Below are 15,694 nucleotides of genomic sequence, written 5' to 3' on the forward strand. Positions count from 1 at the left end.
CGCCCTCACCAAACCGTGCTCCGCACCCGCGGACCGATGGGGAGATATACCGAATGGCAAGCGAGAACACCGGTCGTCTGACCAAGAACGAGCGACGCACTCAGGCGCGCGAACAGGCGCGCAAGGCCCGTGAACAGGAGAAGAAGCGGGAGAAGCGCAACCGCCTCTTCCTGCAGGGAGGCATCGTTATCGGTGTCCTCGCGATCCTCGGGATCGTGGCCCTCGTCCTGACGCAGACCATGAAGCCCGCGGGCCCCGGCCCGGAGAACATGGCCTCCGGTGGTGTGGTGTTCACGAAGGACCTGAAGGTCGTTGAAGGTCCCGCGCTCGAATCGGGGGCGGAGCGTGAAGCACGCACCGTCAACCGTGACGAGCTGCCGCTCGACGTCACGGTCTACGCCGACTACATGTGCCCCGCTTGTGGCGCGTTCGAGCAGCAGTACGGCACCATGCTCGAAAACTACGTCGGCGCTGGCGACATTGAGCTCGAGATTTACCCGCTGAACTTCCTCGACGGTGCATCACTCGGTTCGAAGTACTCGACACGCGCGGGCAACCTGCTTGCCTGCGTCGTCGAAGAGCAGCCCGACGTTGCCTTTGCGTTGCATACCCGACTCCTGAGCCCCGAGGTGCAGCCGAAGGAAGGCACCACCGGGTTGAGCGATGAGCAGCTCCTGGAAGAGGCCGAGGCGGCCGGCGCGAAGCTCACACCCGAACTGCGTTCCTGCGTGCAGGACGTGACGTTCGGCAGCTTCATCTCCGCGAACTACAAGTCCGCGAGCGAGACCGGCATCAAGGGACTCGCCGATGGCGCGCTCATGCTGAGCGCCGACGGTGCCACCCCGCAGCCCGCCGACGGACCGCAGCGTCTCGTCTCCACACCGACCGTCATTGTCAATGGTCAGCAGTGGAACCAGGCCCGCGACGGCGACCTCGAATCGTACCTCCTGAAGGTCAAGGGCGAGTACGAACAGGCGCAGGAGAAGTCCGACGCCAAAAAATCTGAGTAGACTTACTCACGGGGCGGTCGCGTACGGCCGCCCCACTTGCCGCCTTAGCTCATCTGGTAGAGCAGCGCCCTTGTAAAGCGCAGGTGATCGGTTCGAGTCCGATAGGCGGCTCCAGTAAGGCCCCGCTCCGCGGGGCCTTTTGCGTGTCGCCGGCTATCGGGCTTTGAACCGATTCCGGCGAAGCCAACTTCGCCGGCTTGCCGCGCGCAACGCTTCGCCTTGCCCGGAGCGCGGCAAGCGAGTCCGATAGGCGGTTCCAGCAAGAAAACGCGAAGCGTTTTCGGCCGGAGTCGGTGCCGCCACTGCGGCACTTGCAGATGAGCACTGCCGCGAAGCGTCCTGTTTCCAGCAAGAAAACGCGTAGCGTTTTCGGCCGGGGTCGGTGCCGCCACTGCGGCGCTTGCAGATCAGCACTGCCACGAAGCGTCCTGCTCCAGGGTGGCTCCGCTCCCATCGCTACCCCTCCCGCTACCCCTCCCGCTCCCTCTGCCTCCTCTGCCTCCTCTGCCTCCTCTCCAGCTTGGTATCGCGTCGAGACCGCGATTGTGCGCGTTATCCACGCGCGGTAGGTGCGAGATTGCGTTCTCGGCGGAGCCTGCCGGGTGGGTGAGCGGGAAAAGGTCAAGAAGGGGAGTGGGGATGGGCCCAGGGTGGCCCGGACGACGCCCCGCCGAGATCGCGATCTTGGGCGTAGGTGCGGCCGGCCCGGTGCGTGATCGCGTTCTCAATGGGGCTTCTCACTCCCACCCACCCACACACACACCTCCAGGGTGATACCCCGCCGAGATCCCGATTCTGCGCGTTCGTAGCGCGAGATACGTGCGAGATTGCGTTCTCGGCGGAGCTGCCGGGTGGGTGAATGGGGATAGGGGTAAGAGGTAGGGAGGGGAGGGGGCGTCAGGGAAGACAGGACGGCACCTCGTACATGGGTATCGCGCGAGGCGAGTAGGGTAGCGGGGTGAGTCGTACTCGATCTTTCCCCGTGTGGGCCGCACTGCTGGGCTCGGGCTTGGCTGGCGTCCTCGTTGCTCTGCAGTCCCGTATTAATGGGGGTCTCAGCCAGCAGATCGGCAACGGTTATGTGACGGCAGCGGTCTCATTCGCTATTGGCCTCGTGGTGATGACTGTGGTCTTGCTCGCCTCACGCAAGGGCCGCGCAGGGTTAGGGCGGGTTCGGACCGAGGTTCGAACCAGAAGGCTGCCCGCCTGGACGTTGATCGGCGGTGCTGGCGGCGCGTTTTTCGTGCTGAGCCAGGGGCTCGTCGCCCCGCTCACTGGCCTCGCACTGTTCACCGTCGGGATCGTCGCCGGGCAGGTGCTCGGAGGGCTCGTGCTCGATCGGATTGGGCTCGGCCCAGGTGGCCGCATCGATCCGACACCCACCCGGATCGCGGGCACGGTCCTCGCCGTGATCGCGGTGATCGTGTCGGTTGGCTTCAGCGGCGACGCCACCGACCAGAGCGTGTTGTGGCTGGTCGTGTTCCCGGTGTTCGTTGGCGTGCTTGTCTCTGCGCAATCGATGGTGAACGGGCTCGTGCGCTCGGCCGCACAGAGCGCGATCACAGCCACCTTCGTGAACTTCGTGGTCGGGACGACGCTCCTGGGGCTGATCGCCGTGATCTCCGTTGCGACGTCCGGATGGCCTACTGAGTGGCCATCCTCACCCGTGTACTACCTCGGCGGGGTGATCGGGACGATCTTCATTGCAGTCGCCGCCATGCTTGTGCGGACCGCGGGTGTGCTGCTGCTGAGCATGTCTAACGTTGCCGGCCAGCTCCTCGCTGCACTGGCGTTCGATGCCGGTGCGCCGCTGGGAGGGGGGCTCACCCTGGGGCTCGTCGCGGGCACCGCCGTCGCGCTTCTCGCGGTTGTTATTGCGGCGCTGCCGTGGCGTCCGCGCTCGGCGCGCTGAGGTGGCGGCCGAGGTCCAGAGGCTTGCGGGGCTTGGACTTCTGATCGCGCTCCGGAATCCCGCCCACGTAGAGCCACCCGAGCAAGTACTCGGTGGGTGCGAGTCCGTGCGCGGCGTGTACCTCCGGGGTGCGCGTGAGTGAACCGCTTCGCCAGAAGGTGCCCCACCCCGCCTCATGCAGGAGCAGGCCCAGGGTGTGAGCGACACCGCTGGCTACGGCCTCTTGCTCCCAGACGGGGACCTTGTGCTTTGGCCTGGAAGACACCACAAGCGCGAGGACCAGCGGTGCGCGAGTGGCCTTGGCGAGATATTTCTCCCGCTTGGACCCGGCCGCAGCAGCGAGGCCTTCGCCGAGCTTGAGACGTGCATCACCACGCAGTTCGATGATCCGCCACGGCCGGAGCCCGGAATGATCAGCAATGCTGGACATCGCAGAAACGAGTTCGCTCAGCTCCTCGTGGCTGGGCGCTGCGTCGGTGACCTTTGAGTGTGAGCGGCGGGCGCGGACCGCGGCGGCCGCAGGCGCGGCCTCGGTCACGCGTCGGTTTCGGGAGCCGCGCCCGCTTCGAACGTGAGCGCGAGCGAGTTCATGCAGTACCGGTCCCCGGTCGGAGTGCCAAAGCCGTCGGGGAACACGTGCCCCAGGTGCGAGCCACAGTCCGCGCATCGCACCTCCGTGCGCACCATGCCGAGACTCGCATCTTCCAAGAGCTCCACCGCGTCCGGACGTACGCTCTCATAGAAGCTGGGCCAGCCGCAGCCGGAGTCGAACTTCGTCCCCGCAATGAAGAGTTCGTTGCCGCAGGCGCGGCAGCGGTAGAGCCCGTCACGCTCCTCGTTGAGGAGTGCGCCCGTGCCGGCGCGCTCCGTGGCGGCCTCGCGGAGGATCGAGTACTCGTTCGGGCTGAGCCGCTCACGCCAGTCACTCTCCGAGAGCTGGACCGGATACTCAGGTGAGTCGATGGGCTTCGTCATGTATGCCTCCGTGGTGTGCGCAACGGGTACTGCAGCCCCAATCGTAACCGGGCCGGCTGAGTGCCTGAAGGGATCGAGTACCTAAATCAGTATTTCTCTGGGCCCAAAAATGGCCCTCGACTTGCAACGTCAGATGTTATTCGTCAGACTATAGGGCGGTGCTGAGGTTAGGTGCACCTCACTTCGATCCGATGAGAGCCTCCACGACAGTGTGCAGGCCACCGACGCGTAAAGGACTGCAATCGTCATGACAGCACACACGAGCTGGCGGAGGCGTTCCGCCTCGGTGCTGGCCACCGCAACCGCGGTGCTTCTCGCCGCAAGCGGCGCCCTGATGGCCCCGGCCGCCGCATTTGCCGAAGAGGCTCCTGCGGCCCCGCAGTTGTCGATCTCGAAGCCCGTCCTCGACCCCGCTGGTGACACGCTGACGGTTGTCGGCACCGGCTTTGACGCTTCCGCCAAGGGGCTGCCCAGCTATTACGGCTGCACGGATTCCGCGGAGGCTCCGCAGGGCGTATATGTCCAGCTCGGCTGGGTGACGGACAACTGGCGTCCGTCCACGGGCGGCGTCAGCAAGACAGATCGTAACGGCGTCGAGCAGGCGTGGTTCGCGGACAAGGACAAGAACTGCCAGGCCCCGTCGAAGTGGACGATCGCGGAAGACGGCACGGCATCGTTCGAGCATACGTTTGACGTGAGCGAAGAGAAGCTCGGTGCGCTTCCCGAGGGTGCCCGTTACGCGGTATTCACACATGGCCTCACAGGACGCGCACCTGCTCTCGCCATTCCCGCGAACGAGCTGGAGCAGTCGTTTAGCTTCGCTCCTGAGGTCGTGGCCCCGGTCGCGACTGCCGCGACTGCCGTTTCGGCCACGAAAAATGGTCTGAGCATCAGTGTCTCGGCGAAAGACCTGCCCGCGGACATTACGGACATGTACGCCGCGGTGATCATCAAGGGTACCGAGTCGCAAATGACTGACCCCAACAGTAAGTACGCAGCGTTCGGTCTCCCGTTCCCGAAGGTCACGAATGGAGCTGCAGAGTTCACGCTGCAGGCTCCCACAAAGGATCTAGACCGCACCAAGCAGTACGAGCTCTTCCTCTGGAAGAAGCATGCGGACCTCACCCCCGAGAACACCTATGCGCGTGCCGATGTCACGGTCACCAAGGAGCAGTGGGACACCGTGTTCCCGACCGTTGCTCCGAAGATTCCCTTCACCGACATGAAGCCGGGCGACAAGTTCTACAAGGAGATCTCGTGGATGTACACGAGTAAGCTCTCCACCGGTAACAAGCAGGCTGACGGTACAGTGACCTACGCGCCGAAGGCGAATGTGTCGCGTGAGGCTATGGCGGCGTTCCTGTTCCGGCAGTACAGCAAGCCGGGTTACAAGGCTCCGGCGAAGTCGGCCTTCACCGATGTGAAGACGACGGACAAGTTCTACAAGGAGATCGCCTGGATGGCGGAGATGAAGATCTCCACTGGCGTGAAGCAGGCCAACGGCACGGTGAAGTTCCTGCCGAAGGCGAGCATCACCCGTGAGGCGATGGCAGCGTTCATGTACCGGATCGACACGGGCAAGAAGCCGGCGTCGCCGAAGGTCTCGCCGTTCGTTGATATGAAGCCGGGTGACAAGTTCTTCAAGGAGATCGCTTGGATGCACTCGAGTGGTCTGTCGACGGGCAACAAGCAGCCCAGTGGCAAGCCGACGTACGCGCCGAAGAGTAACGTCACGCGTGAGGCGATGGCGGCGTTCCTCTACCGCGCACAGCCGTAAAGTAATGCTAGTTCGGGCGTGAGTGTTGCTTCGGCCACGCTCACGCCCGAACTTGTCGGTGGGGGATGAAACTCCCGCACCGAGTTGCAACATCAGATGATGTTCAGCAGACTGGAAACACTGCACTACACACGGGCGGGCTCAGCCATATGTCCCCCGGAAGGTTCGACGCACCACTGGCGTCACATACAGGGAGTCTGACCAAATGCACGCACGGAACGTGTTCCGCGGATTGGCCGCGGCGGCGCTGTCGACAGCGCTCGTCATTGGTGGGGCGGTGGGAGAACCTGCATTCGCAGAGGAATCGGTTATCGGTGACTCGCAGCAGATAGACCCCGCGAACTCTGTCTCTGTGGAGAACGCTACCGATGTCAGTGAGGCTGAAGTGCCCAGCGAAAGCCCGGAAGCGCCGCAGGGCGGTGCTGAAGTCGTCGAACCGGGGAATCCTGGGAAAGCTCCTGAGCTCAGTTTCAAGGATGGCGACGTGGAAGCGGAGAATCCAGCGCCGGAACTCCAAGGTCCGGTCCCCGAGAGCGAAACCAATTCCGCGGTGACCTCCGCAGCGGAGGCACCAGACCTCCCAACGGAGCCCGTGGCCGGACCTGAAAACGTGAAGATTCAGTTCGAGGCATCCGTCGCCCCGAAGAAAAGCCTTGAGGTTCAGGTGTCCGCGAGTGGCTTTCCAGCGGGCGTGACTGACCTCTCCGCGGCGCTCATTCCTCAGGGAGACACCGCCGTGCTCACCGGGCCGACGGATCGGATTCCGGCTCTGGCCAAACCCCTGCCTCGTGTGACCGATGGAGCTTCGAGCTTTGTACTCACCGCCGCTGTTTCACAGCTTGTGCGTGCAGCGCAGTACGAAATCGTGCTGTGGCCAAGCGATGAGAAGCCCGCGCAGTCGAATATCTTCGCGCGTGTTGACCTAAAGCTTTCCTCAGGGGAATGGGACCAGCTGCTTGGGCCGGTTCCCCCGGTCGCCGAGGAAGGCAGCATCAGCTGGGGTGTGCTTGAGCGGTTCCGGAACTACGTGGAGACCAAAGCCGGGCCGAAGGGAAAGGTGTCCGCAACCAAGCCAGCCTCGTACAACGGAAAACTGTTCACTTTTCCGCAGGTAACCGGTGGAAAATGGGGCGCAGGAACGCAGCGCGGCGTGGCACAGTATGGAGGTTCGATGCGTTTCTATGGGCACAACGGGGGCCTTGACCTCAATATGTCCAACCCCGTGATTCGGGTCATCGACTCGAAACGGGCTGAGCTCTCCGTGACGACTACGTCAGTTGAACTGGATATGGAATCCGAACGTGACCCTGTGATCAAAGAGAGCGTTGATGTGATCGCGTCTATTGACCTCTCATCGGCGACGTCGACGACTCGAAAAGGTGGTGCGATCCGGTGGGCGAACGCGAACGCGACGCTGACCACTGCCGGCGTTGACGTTTTTCAGGGGTTCTATAGCGAAGGACAGCCGCTTGATTTGATCACCTTTACGGTTGGCTCAGAACGTGATGTGAAGCCGATAACGCCCCCGAAGCCGAAGCCGGTTCCGAAACCCAAGCCCAAGCCGGTCCCGAAGCCGCTTCCGCCCACGGTTGTGGACGGGAACGCGGGCGGTGCGCAGGCTGCTGGCTCGCTGAGCTGGGGCGTCTCGAGCGCTTTCTCCAAGTACGTGACAGGCCCGATTGCCAAGGGCGAGGTTGCCACGAGCGGGGTGGGCAGTTCCGGTGGCGGCTACCTCTTCCCACAGGCCGCGGGCGGCAGCTGGGACACGGCGACCCAGACGGGTTCCGTGCAGTACTCCGGCGTCATCTCCTTCACCGGCCACAAAGGTCTCCTCAGCGAAAGCATGAGCAACCCGATGATCCAGGTCACCGGGCCCGATTCCGCTGTGATCTACAACGGTGGATCGCAGTGGGGCACCCTGAACCTCGCCGCAGCTGCAAAGTCGGTGGGTGCCAATGGTGAGGTGACCTGGAGCGGCGTCCCTGTGAGCGGTGGCTTCTCCGGAGGCGCGTCGGGCGGAAGCCAGTACACCCTCGCCGCCGACCCACTGACATTCACCGTCGGCACCGCGAGCGGTGTGAGCTACGGCTCCACCGCCGTGAGCAACGATTCCCTCAAGCGGACCGCTGCCGCTTCCGCTCCGACGACGAGCGGGATCCGGATCCTCACCGACCCGAAGAAGCTGGTGCCGGGCGGCGAGATCGAGCTTGAAGCCCCGGGCTTCACCGCGAAGGAACGCGAAGCGCTTGTGGTGCTCTACCCTGGCGTGATCGTGCTGGACGAAGCCGCAGGCGCGGATACTTCCGGCACTGTGCGCTGGCTCGGAACGATCCCCGAGGATCTGCCGCTCGGTGAGTACGTGATCACCGTGCAGGGCAGTACCGACGCCGGTGCCGTTCTCGAGGTTCGCAAGCCGGAACCGAAGGCGAAGGCTGCCGCGAAGCAACAGCGCGTGGCCGAGCTTGCCGCGCAACAGGAAGCCGGCGCGCCAGCCGCAGCCGGAGTGGTTCCTGCCGCAGACGACCAGGCCGCATGGATGTGGTGGGCGGCATCGATCGGACTGCTTGCGGTGGCCGGCGTCATGGGTGGTCTCGTTGTAGGGCAGCGCCGAAAGGCCGCCGCGGGAAACACCCCGCCCGGATCCGGCTTCTAACACCATCACGTATCGTTGGTGCGGGCGTCCCTGCCACGGGAACGCCGCCGCACCCCGCAACACAAGGAGATCAGACGTGCAGAACTCTCACGACCTCGGGCGCCGGACCGCGCGACGTACCCTCGCGCTGGTGGGAGGCGGATTGATTGCGGCCGGAGCGCTGCTCGTGCCAACCGCGGCCACCGCAGCTCCCGCCGTTCTTGCACAAGCGGCCCCCGTTGCCGCGACGGCAGAAACGTCGTGCACGGTGAGCACCGGGATGCTGACCTGGGGCGTCAAGGAGAGCTTCCGCTCATACATCAGTGGCTCCATCGCCAACGGTGAGTGGACCGTGAGCGAGGACATGCGCTACGAGACCCCCAGCTTTATCTGGGACCAGGTCACCGGGGCTGTGTCGAGTGACCTCACCGCGGGCAACATTGCGTTCACTGGCGCGATCCACTTCACCGGTCACAGCGGCGCAATGGAGCTGGACCTGTCGGATCCGAAGATCGAGTTCACGGACGATGACACCGCCTACCTGACGCTCACCATCGGCGCGACCGACGCCGCGGATGCCGGCGGGGAGGCCACTGCGGAGACGCTGCGTGCCGCAAAGATCGATCTGACAGACGCGGTCTCGGCCGGCGGATCCGAGCTGTCACTCGAGAGCGCGATCCCGCGCCTCACCGCAGAGGGTGCCGCGGCACTGAACGGAGAGTACGGCAGTTATGTCGCGGGGGAGGAACTCGACCCGATTGCGCTCACCGCAACCGTGACCGGCTGCGAGCTCGGGGAGAGCGCCGCTGTGGTCATGCCCGAGACCGAGCTGCCCGGTGATCCGACCCCCGCCCCCGGCGTGACCGACACAGAGAGCGCCGCTCCGTCGATCCCGTGGCTGCCGATCGGCATCGGTGCCGTGGCGCTCCTCGTCATTGGTGTGACCGGCGGCATGCTGCTGGGTGGACGCAAACGCCCGAGCGCGCAGCAGTCCGAAACCGATCCCGGGACCGACACACACTAGTCCGGTGCTCGGGCGCAGCCCGGTTTGCGTCGACCTGACCCCTTGAGCGCGAGACGACCCCGAAACTGCAGGAATATCTGCGGCTTCGGGGTCGTCTCGAAGTTTCGGGGTCGTCTCGTGGAGAGGCCCCTGAAGCTGTGGGGCTGTGCCGTGCTAGGACCGCTTCGGCATAACGATCCCCTGCCCGGTGATGGGGTGGGGGATCACCTCGACCGGGGTCCGGTAGACCTCGCTGACGATCTCGGCCGTCAGTACTTTCGCCGGCGCATCACAGGCGTAGACCTTCCCATCACGCAGCAGTGCGATCCGGTCGGCATACGCCGCGGCGAGGTTCAGATCGTGCAGCACGACAAGGACAGCGTCCCCGGCCATCGCGCGTTCTCGTGCCAGTCCCAGAACCGCCTCCTGGTGCCCCAGATCCAGCGCAGCTGTGGGCTCATCGAGCATCAGCACCCCGGTGCGGCCCGCGATCACACGTGCAAACGCGGTGCGGGCACGCTCGCCACCTGAGAGTGACGGAACCCGGCGATTGCCGAGGTGAGCAATGTCGGCGGAGGCAATGGCCTCGGAGATGGCCTCGTTGTCCTCGTCTTCGAGTGGAGTCTTGCGCCACGGCGCGCGACCCATCTCGACAACCTGGTGCACCGTGAACGGGAACAAAAGCTGATTGTCTTGCAAGAGCACGCTGCGGCGACGCGAGAGCTCTCCCAGCGACCAGTCGGCGATGGGCCGACCGCCAAACCGAGCCACGCCGGAATCAGCTGCGACGTCGCCCGAGAGCACACTCAGCAGTGTCGACTTGCCGGCACCGTTCGGGCCCAGGAGGGCGAGCACTTCACCGGCGCGAACCTCGAGCGAGACCTGATCGAGCAGGGCGCGACCGCCACGCTTCAGACCGACGTTTTCGGCAGCACACACAACATCGCCCGTGGTTGCATGAGTCGGCAGAGCCACATGCCGCGCGCTCATCCCCAGCCTCCACTTCGTTTGCGAGTTCGTCGGAGCAGCCAGAAGAAGAACGGTCCACCAACGATCGCGGTGAGCATGCCGATCGGCATATCGGCCATGGGAACGAGCGTGCGGGCTGCCAGATCCGCCAGGGTCAGCAACAGCGCGCCGCCGAGGGCGCTTGCCGTGACAAGCGGGAGGTGTGCGGGGCCGAGGACCATGCGCATCAGGTGCGGGATCACAAGCCCGACGAACGAGATGATGCCAGCGAAGGCGACCGCGGCGCCGACAAGAAGGGCGACGACAAAGATCATGACGATGCGGAGCGCCTCGACGTTGACACCCAGGTGCCGAGCGTTGCGCTCGCCGAGCGCGAGCAGGTCGAGCTTGTGCGCCGCGATATATGCGGCGAGCAGCCCGACCGCGATGATGGGAGCGATGATCAGCACCTGCGACCAGCGGCTGCCCGCGAGGCTGCCGAGCTGCCAGAAGACGATCTGCTCGCGTGACTGGGTATCGCCGAGGAACGTGAGGAGCGCGATCCCGGCCCCACCGATGGCGTTGACCGCGATACCGGTGAGGACGAGGGTGACGACCTCGGTTTTGCCGTCAGCGCGACTCATCGCGTACACGATGAGTGTCGCCCCGAGGCCGAAAATGAAAGCAAGAACTGCCGTGGTCCACTCGCCGAAGATGGTGAGGCCGAAGACGATTGCGAGCCCCGCACCGACTGCCGCACCGGATGAAATGCCGATGACGCCAGGCTCGGCGAGCGGGTTACCGAAGATCGCCTGCATGAGGAGACCGGACACTGCGAGCCCCGCACCCACGAGTGCCGCCATGGAAACCCGTGGGAACCGGATCGCCCAAAGAGTTTGGTCGCCGGCGGGATGCGTTGGCATTGGCAGCCAGTCGATGCCGATGCGGTGCAGCAGGGACCCGAGCACCTCTTGCGGCGGCACTCCGAGCTGGCCAGTTCCCGCCGAAATGAGGAGCGATACAACGAGGGCGATGCCGAGCGAGGCGAACAGGATCGTCGTCTTCGCGGCGTGCCGGGAACCGGTCCGTTTCAATTGGGCAGTCATGCGTGCGAAGGACAGCTTTCGTGAGAGTTCGTGGGTCAGGATCCCGAGCGCGCACCCGCGCCGAGCGCCACGTCCCCGCGACGACCCTTTGGCTTCATCATACCTTCACTAGGTTAGACTTACCCCCGCTGGCGTACGGGAAATGTGCAGGGGCATATGATGCCTGCTGCGCTGTCTGACCTGCTGCTCCTGCAGATTCGAAGGGACCTCATGCACACGTTCCGCGGTACGCGCGCTCGTCGCGCGCTCGCTCTCGTCACTGTCGCGCTGCTCGGACTCGGGCTGACTGCTTGCCAAAGTGGGAGCGCGTCCGTCGGCCTGGAAAGCGCCGAGTCCGTTGAACTTCCACCGATCTCGGAACTGACTCCCGCGCCGGATCCGCGCAACATTGAGGGCCCGACGACGGCGCTCATCGGTGGACCCTCAATTGCCCCGGTCGCCGACGCACCCGCGCCGGAGCTGCCGGCAACGGTAACCTCGCATGACCGCTCAGGCGATACCGAGGTGACGGTAACGGATACCTCGCGCGTGCTCGCGCTGTCGTTGAGTGGCTCACTCGGTGAGCTTGTGCACGCGTATGGGATGTCTGATCAGTTGGTGGGACGCGACATCTCGACGAACTTCCCAGGCTCGGAGGATCTCCCCATTGTGACTCGGGACGGGCACTCCATCGATGCGGAGGGCGTACTTGGCCTGAGCCCCACGGTGATCCTCACCGATGGATCGATCGGCCCCACCGACGTTGTGTTGCAGATGCGTGACGCTGGGATTCCGGTGATCACGGTGGATCGCGCGGTTGATGCGGCGACGACGTTCGTGACGGCGCAGCAGGTTGCGGATGCCCTGGGTGTTCCGGAATCGGCCCCGCCACTGATCGACACCCTGCAAGCGGCGATCTCCGCCAAAGAAGCGGAAGTCGCAACGCTGCTGCCCGAGGATCCCGAGAAGCTGCCCCGCGTTGCGTTTCTGTACGTGCGTGGAACCTCGGGGATCTACTACCTGTTCGGCGAGGGGAGCGGCGTCGATAGTTTGATTCGCTCCATCGGGGCGCTCGATGTGGCGGCCGAGATTGGGTGGAAGGGCGAAAAGCCGATGACTGACGAAGCGCTCATCGCGATCGACCCAGACGTGATCCTCGTCATGACCAAGGGGCTGGAGAGCGCCGGCGGTGTTGACGGTCTTTTGGAGGCGCAGCCGAGCATCGCGCTCACTACTGCGGGCAAGAACCGTCGGATCATCGATGTGGATGACACACTCTTGTTTGCCGGTGGCACGCGCATCCCGGACGTGATCGACGGCCTCGCCCGCGCGGTGTATGCACCGGATTCGCTACAGTAACGCGCCAGCGTTACGCGATCCGGTGCTGGGTGCGCGTGCGCGCACAGCCGACGGGCGTAGCCCGGAGGATGATTCGCTACAGTAACGCGCGCGTCCCGCTCACATGAAAACGCGTCAGCGTTTTCTTGCGGGTCGCGCCGGGGCCATTACCCCGGTACGCGATCCGGTGCTGGGTGCGCGTGCACGCCCAGCCGACGGGCGTCCCCGGACCAAAGTGACGCCCATTCGGAGTGGATCCACCGTCCTGGCAGGAACCACGTTGTACTGTAGGGGCTGATCCTGCGGTTTCTTCGTGGCGATCCACCACAGACTGATCGAGGAGAACCGCGTGGCGAAACGAACCGAAGACGCAGGGGCGCGTCCGGTGAACCGCCAGGACTACCCCGAGGATCGGTTCGACAGGATTGCACGGAGCGGGCGAGTGGGGGCGCATCGTGTCACCGCCCGGCCCCGATATACATGGCAGTATCTGATCGCTGCACTGCTGGGCTTTGCGATTCTGACTACGCTGGGCGTGCTCGCGGTGCACGCGATTGGCGACGCGGGGAAACTGCCCATTCGTGGTGAAGGACTGACCTCATCCTCGGGGCAGACGCAGCCCGATGCGGAAATCAATCCGGACGCGACGATTGCGGTGCTGAACGGAACCACGACGGAACACCTGGCAGCCGCGGTCGACAAGATCGTAACCGAGGAAGCGTGGGGCAAGATCCTCTTCTCAGGCAGTGCCTCAGCGGCCGACGTGCAGATTTCTGCGGTGTTCTATTCGGATCCTGCGGACGAGGGTGCCGCCGCGGGCCTCGCCGCAAAACTGGGTGGACTTTCGACCTACACGACCACGGATTACGACCAGTACGGAGCACAGCTTGTTGTGCTCATCGGTGCGGACTATCAGGGGCCGGGACTGACTGAGGCAGCACAGATTGCCGCAGAGACCGATCCCGGGACCGACGGGTCGATTTCGATGGGCGGCGCGGGCGGCGGGGCCACAGCGGAACCGGAAATTGATCCCGCAACCGGGTGGGAGATTGATCCCGCGACCGGATTCCCGATCGACCCCGCAACGGGGCTTCCTGTTGACCCGGCGACAGGTCTCGCTGCGGATCCCGCAGCCCCCGCGTCCTAGCCGTCTGGCCGCCCGGCCAGACTCCCTCTCTGTTCGCTGTACGCGAGCGATACCGCTTGCACTCGCCACGTGTGAGTGCCAAGATTGGTGTTAGCAGTCGAATCGACTGAGTGCTAAAGCTTCGCGCATCGATGCTCTGCGTTGATGCGCTGCTCACCACACCGAGAACGTCCAGGAGAGGCGAATTACATGGCAAAGATCATTGCGTTTGATGAGGAAGCACGTCGTGGGCTTGAGCGAGGCCTGAACATTCTCGCTGATGCCGTGAAGGTGACGCTGGGCCCGCGCGGCCGCAACGTTGTTCTGGAGAAGAAGTGGGGCGCCCCCACGATCACGAACGACGGTGTCTCCATTGCCAAGGAGATCGAGCTCGACGACCCCTACGAGAAGATCGGCGCTGAGCTGGTCAAGGAGGTCGCCAAGAAGACTGACGACGTCGCGGGTGACGGTACGACCACCGCTACGGTGCTCGCTCAGGCGCTCGTGCGTGAGGGCCTCCGCAACGTGGCCGCTGGCAGCGACCCCATCGCGATCAAGAAGGGCATTGAGAAGGCCGTCTCCGCGATGACCGCTCAGCTCCTCGCCAACGCCAAGGAGATCGAGACGACCTCCGAGATCGCCGCAACGGCATCGATCTCCGCAGCTGACGAGCAGATCGGCGCGCTGATCGCCGAGGCAATCGACAAGGTCGGCAAGGAAGGCGTTGTCACCGTCGAGGAGTCGAACACCTTCGGCACCGAGCTGGAGCTCACCGAGGGCATGCGCTTCGACAAGGGCTACCTCTCCGCATACTTCGTCACCGACGCAGATCGCCAGGAAGCCGTCTTCGAGGACCCCTACGTCCTCATCGTCAACGGCAAGGTTTCCAACATCAAGGACCTGCTCCCCGTCGTCGATCCCGTCATCCAGTCGGGCAAGCAGCTCCTCATCATTGCTGAAGACGTCGAGGGCGAAGCGCTCGCTACCCTCGTGCTGAACAAGATCCGCGGCATCTTCAAGTCGGCAGCCGTCAAGGCTCCGGGCTTCGGCGACCGTCGCAAGGCCATGCTGCAGGACATCGCGATCCTCACCGGCGGCCAGGTCATCTCCGAAGAGGTAGGCCTCAAGCTCGAGAACACCACCCTCGACATGCTGGGCACCGCCCGCAAGGTCATCATCACCAAGGACGAGACCACCATCGTCCAGGGTGGCGGCGAGGAAGAGGCGATCCAGGGTCGCGTCACCCAGATCCGTCGCGAGATCGAGTCGACCGACAGCGATTACGACCGTGAGAAGCTCCAGGAGCGTCTCGCAAAGCTCGCCGGTGGCGTTGCCGTCATCAAGGCTGGCGCAGCAACCGAGGTTGAGCTCAAGGAGCGCAAGCACCGCATCGAGGACGCCGTGCGTAACGCAAAGGCAGCCGTCGAAGAGGGCGTGCTTCCCGGCGGTGGCGTCGCGCTGATCCAGGCGGGCAAGGACGTGTTCGACACGCTCGAGCTCACCGAGGGCGAAGCCGTTGGCGCGAAGATCGTCAAGGCAGCCATCGAGGCTCCGCTGCGCCAGATCGCGCTCAACGCTGGCCTTGAGCCGGGCGTTGTCGTCGACCGCGTCGCGAACCTGCCCCTCGGCCACGGCCTGAACGCCGCGACCGGCGAGTACGGTGACCTTGCTGCGCAGGGCATCCTCGACCCGGCCAAGGTGACGCGCTCCGCGCTGCAGAACGCCGCGTCCATCGCAGGCCTGTTCCTCACCACCGAGGTCGTCGTCGCCGACAAGCCCGAGCCGGCTGGTGCCGCTCCGGCCGGTGACCCGACCGGTGGCATGGACTTCTAAGTCCTGCCTCCCCTCACAGGGGGTCGCGCCTTCGGGCGCGGCCCCCTGTGGTGTT

General features: G+C 64.6%; 12 protein-coding genes and 1 tRNA gene. 9 read left to right on the forward strand and 4 right to left on the reverse strand.

Features of this window, described 5'->3' with window-relative positions:
- Positions 1-53: 53 nt before the first annotated feature.
- The 3 genes from FM113_RS01675 (at position 54) to FM113_RS01685 (ending at position 2,922) form a co-directional block, all read left to right on the forward strand.
- Positions 54-1,010 (forward strand): thioredoxin domain-containing protein, encoded by a 957-nt coding sequence (locus tag FM113_RS01675; protein WP_087010840.1) that lies wholly within the window; start codon positions 54-56, stop codon positions 1,008-1,010.
- A 38-nt stretch (positions 1,011-1,048) separates the two neighbouring features.
- A tRNA-Thr gene (locus tag FM113_RS01680) sits at positions 1,049-1,124 on the forward strand.
- Positions 1,125-1,968: 844 nt separating this feature from the next.
- Entirely contained in the window at positions 1,969-2,922 is a 954-nt protein-coding gene (locus FM113_RS01685) for a DMT family transporter (RefSeq protein ID WP_087010842.1), read from the forward strand.
- Here the strand turns inward: FM113_RS01685 and FM113_RS01690 are convergent.
- The gene (locus FM113_RS01690) at positions 2,882-3,460 is read right to left on the reverse strand and encodes a nitroreductase family protein (RefSeq protein ID WP_087010844.1); all 579 of its coding nucleotides are present in this window, start codon (positions 3,458-3,460) and stop codon (positions 2,882-2,884) included. The genes FM113_RS01685 and FM113_RS01690 overlap by 41 nt on opposite strands.
- On the reverse strand, positions 3,457-3,897 hold the full coding sequence (msrB, locus tag FM113_RS01695; RefSeq protein WP_087010846.1) for a peptide-methionine (R)-S-oxide reductase MsrB: 441 nt from the start codon (positions 3,895-3,897) through the stop codon (positions 3,457-3,459). The genes FM113_RS01690 and msrB overlap by 4 nt, the downstream gene beginning before the upstream one ends.
- 247 nt (positions 3,898-4,144) lie before the next feature.
- Between msrB and FM113_RS01700 the strand changes: the two genes are divergently transcribed.
- From FM113_RS01700 to FM113_RS01710, 3 genes are all read left to right on the forward strand, one after another.
- Positions 4,145-5,674 carry an S-layer homology domain-containing protein gene (locus FM113_RS01700; protein WP_087010848.1) on the forward strand — a complete coding sequence of 510 codons (1,530 nt, stop codon included), beginning with the start codon at positions 4,145-4,147 and terminating at the stop codon, positions 5,672-5,674.
- 205 nt (positions 5,675-5,879) lie between these two features.
- Positions 5,880-8,327, forward strand: a complete 2,448-nt coding sequence (locus FM113_RS01705) for an HtaA domain-containing protein (RefSeq protein WP_087010850.1) — start codon at positions 5,880-5,882, stop codon at positions 8,325-8,327.
- Between the two features lie 76 nt (positions 8,328-8,403).
- A complete protein-coding gene (locus FM113_RS01710) occupies positions 8,404-9,330 on the forward strand; it encodes an HtaA domain-containing protein (protein ID WP_087010852.1) in 927 nt (308 codons plus the stop codon).
- A 153-nt stretch (positions 9,331-9,483) separates the two neighbouring features.
- Here FM113_RS01710 and FM113_RS01715 read toward each other — a convergent pair whose 3' ends face one another.
- Both FM113_RS01715 and FM113_RS01720 read right to left on the reverse strand, forming a co-directional pair.
- The gene (locus tag FM113_RS01715; RefSeq protein WP_217895935.1) at positions 9,484-10,299 is read right to left on the reverse strand and encodes a heme ABC transporter ATP-binding protein; all 816 of its coding nucleotides are present in this window, start codon (positions 10,297-10,299) and stop codon (positions 9,484-9,486) included.
- Positions 10,296-11,363, reverse strand: a complete 1,068-nt coding sequence (locus FM113_RS01720; RefSeq protein ID WP_087010855.1) for an iron ABC transporter permease — start codon at positions 11,361-11,363, stop codon at positions 10,296-10,298. Before FM113_RS01720 ends, FM113_RS01715 begins: the two co-directional genes overlap by 4 nt.
- A gap of 159 nt (positions 11,364-11,522) precedes the next feature.
- Between FM113_RS01720 and FM113_RS01725 the strand changes: the two genes are divergently transcribed.
- The 3 genes from FM113_RS01725 (at position 11,523) to groL (ending at position 15,639) form a co-directional block, all read left to right on the forward strand.
- Positions 11,523-12,701: a hemin ABC transporter substrate-binding protein gene (locus tag FM113_RS01725; protein WP_254908815.1), complete on the forward strand. Its 1,179-nt coding sequence runs from the start codon at positions 11,523-11,525 to the stop codon at positions 12,699-12,701.
- A gap of 328 nt (positions 12,702-13,029) precedes the next feature.
- Positions 13,030-13,827, forward strand: a complete 798-nt coding sequence (locus FM113_RS01730; RefSeq protein ID WP_087010857.1) for a LytR C-terminal domain-containing protein — start codon at positions 13,030-13,032, stop codon at positions 13,825-13,827.
- A gap of 189 nt (positions 13,828-14,016) precedes the next feature.
- Complete coding sequence (groL, locus tag FM113_RS01735; protein ID WP_087010859.1) at positions 14,017-15,639, forward strand: chaperonin GroEL; 1,623 nt, start codon at positions 14,017-14,019, stop codon at positions 15,637-15,639.
- The last annotated feature ends 55 nt before the right edge of the window (positions 15,640-15,694 follow it).

It is taken from the genome of Leucobacter sp. 7(1), from assembly GCF_900163635.1.
In the GTDB taxonomy this organism is placed as follows: domain Bacteria; phylum Actinomycetota; class Actinomycetes; order Actinomycetales; family Microbacteriaceae; genus Leucobacter.

What these genes read in the sequence shown, in the direction of transcription:
- FM113_RS01675 (WP_087010840.1), top strand. Translation starts at nt 54, where the DNA reads ATGGCAAGCGAGAACACCGGTCGTCTGACCAAGAACGAGCGACGCACT.
- msrB (WP_087010846.1), bottom strand. Translation starts at nt 3,897, where the DNA reads ATGACGAAGCCCATCGACTCACCTGAGTATCCGGTCCAGCTCTCGGAG.
- FM113_RS01700 (WP_087010848.1), top strand. Translation starts at nt 4,145, where the DNA reads ATGACAGCACACACGAGCTGGCGGAGGCGTTCCGCCTCGGTGCTGGCC.
- FM113_RS01705 (WP_087010850.1), top strand. Translation starts at nt 5,880, where the DNA reads ATGCACGCACGGAACGTGTTCCGCGGATTGGCCGCGGCGGCGCTGTCG.
- FM113_RS01715 (WP_217895935.1), bottom strand. Translation starts at nt 10,299, where the DNA reads ATGAGCGCGCGGCATGTGGCTCTGCCGACTCATGCAACCACGGGCGAT.
- FM113_RS01720 (WP_087010855.1), bottom strand. Translation starts at nt 11,363, where the DNA reads ATGACTGCCCAATTGAAACGGACCGGTTCCCGGCACGCCGCGAAGACG.
- FM113_RS01725 (WP_254908815.1), top strand. Translation starts at nt 11,523, where the DNA reads ATGCCTGCTGCGCTGTCTGACCTGCTGCTCCTGCAGATTCGAAGGGAC.
- groL (WP_087010859.1), top strand. Translation starts at nt 14,017, where the DNA reads ATGGCAAAGATCATTGCGTTTGATGAGGAAGCACGTCGTGGGCTTGAG.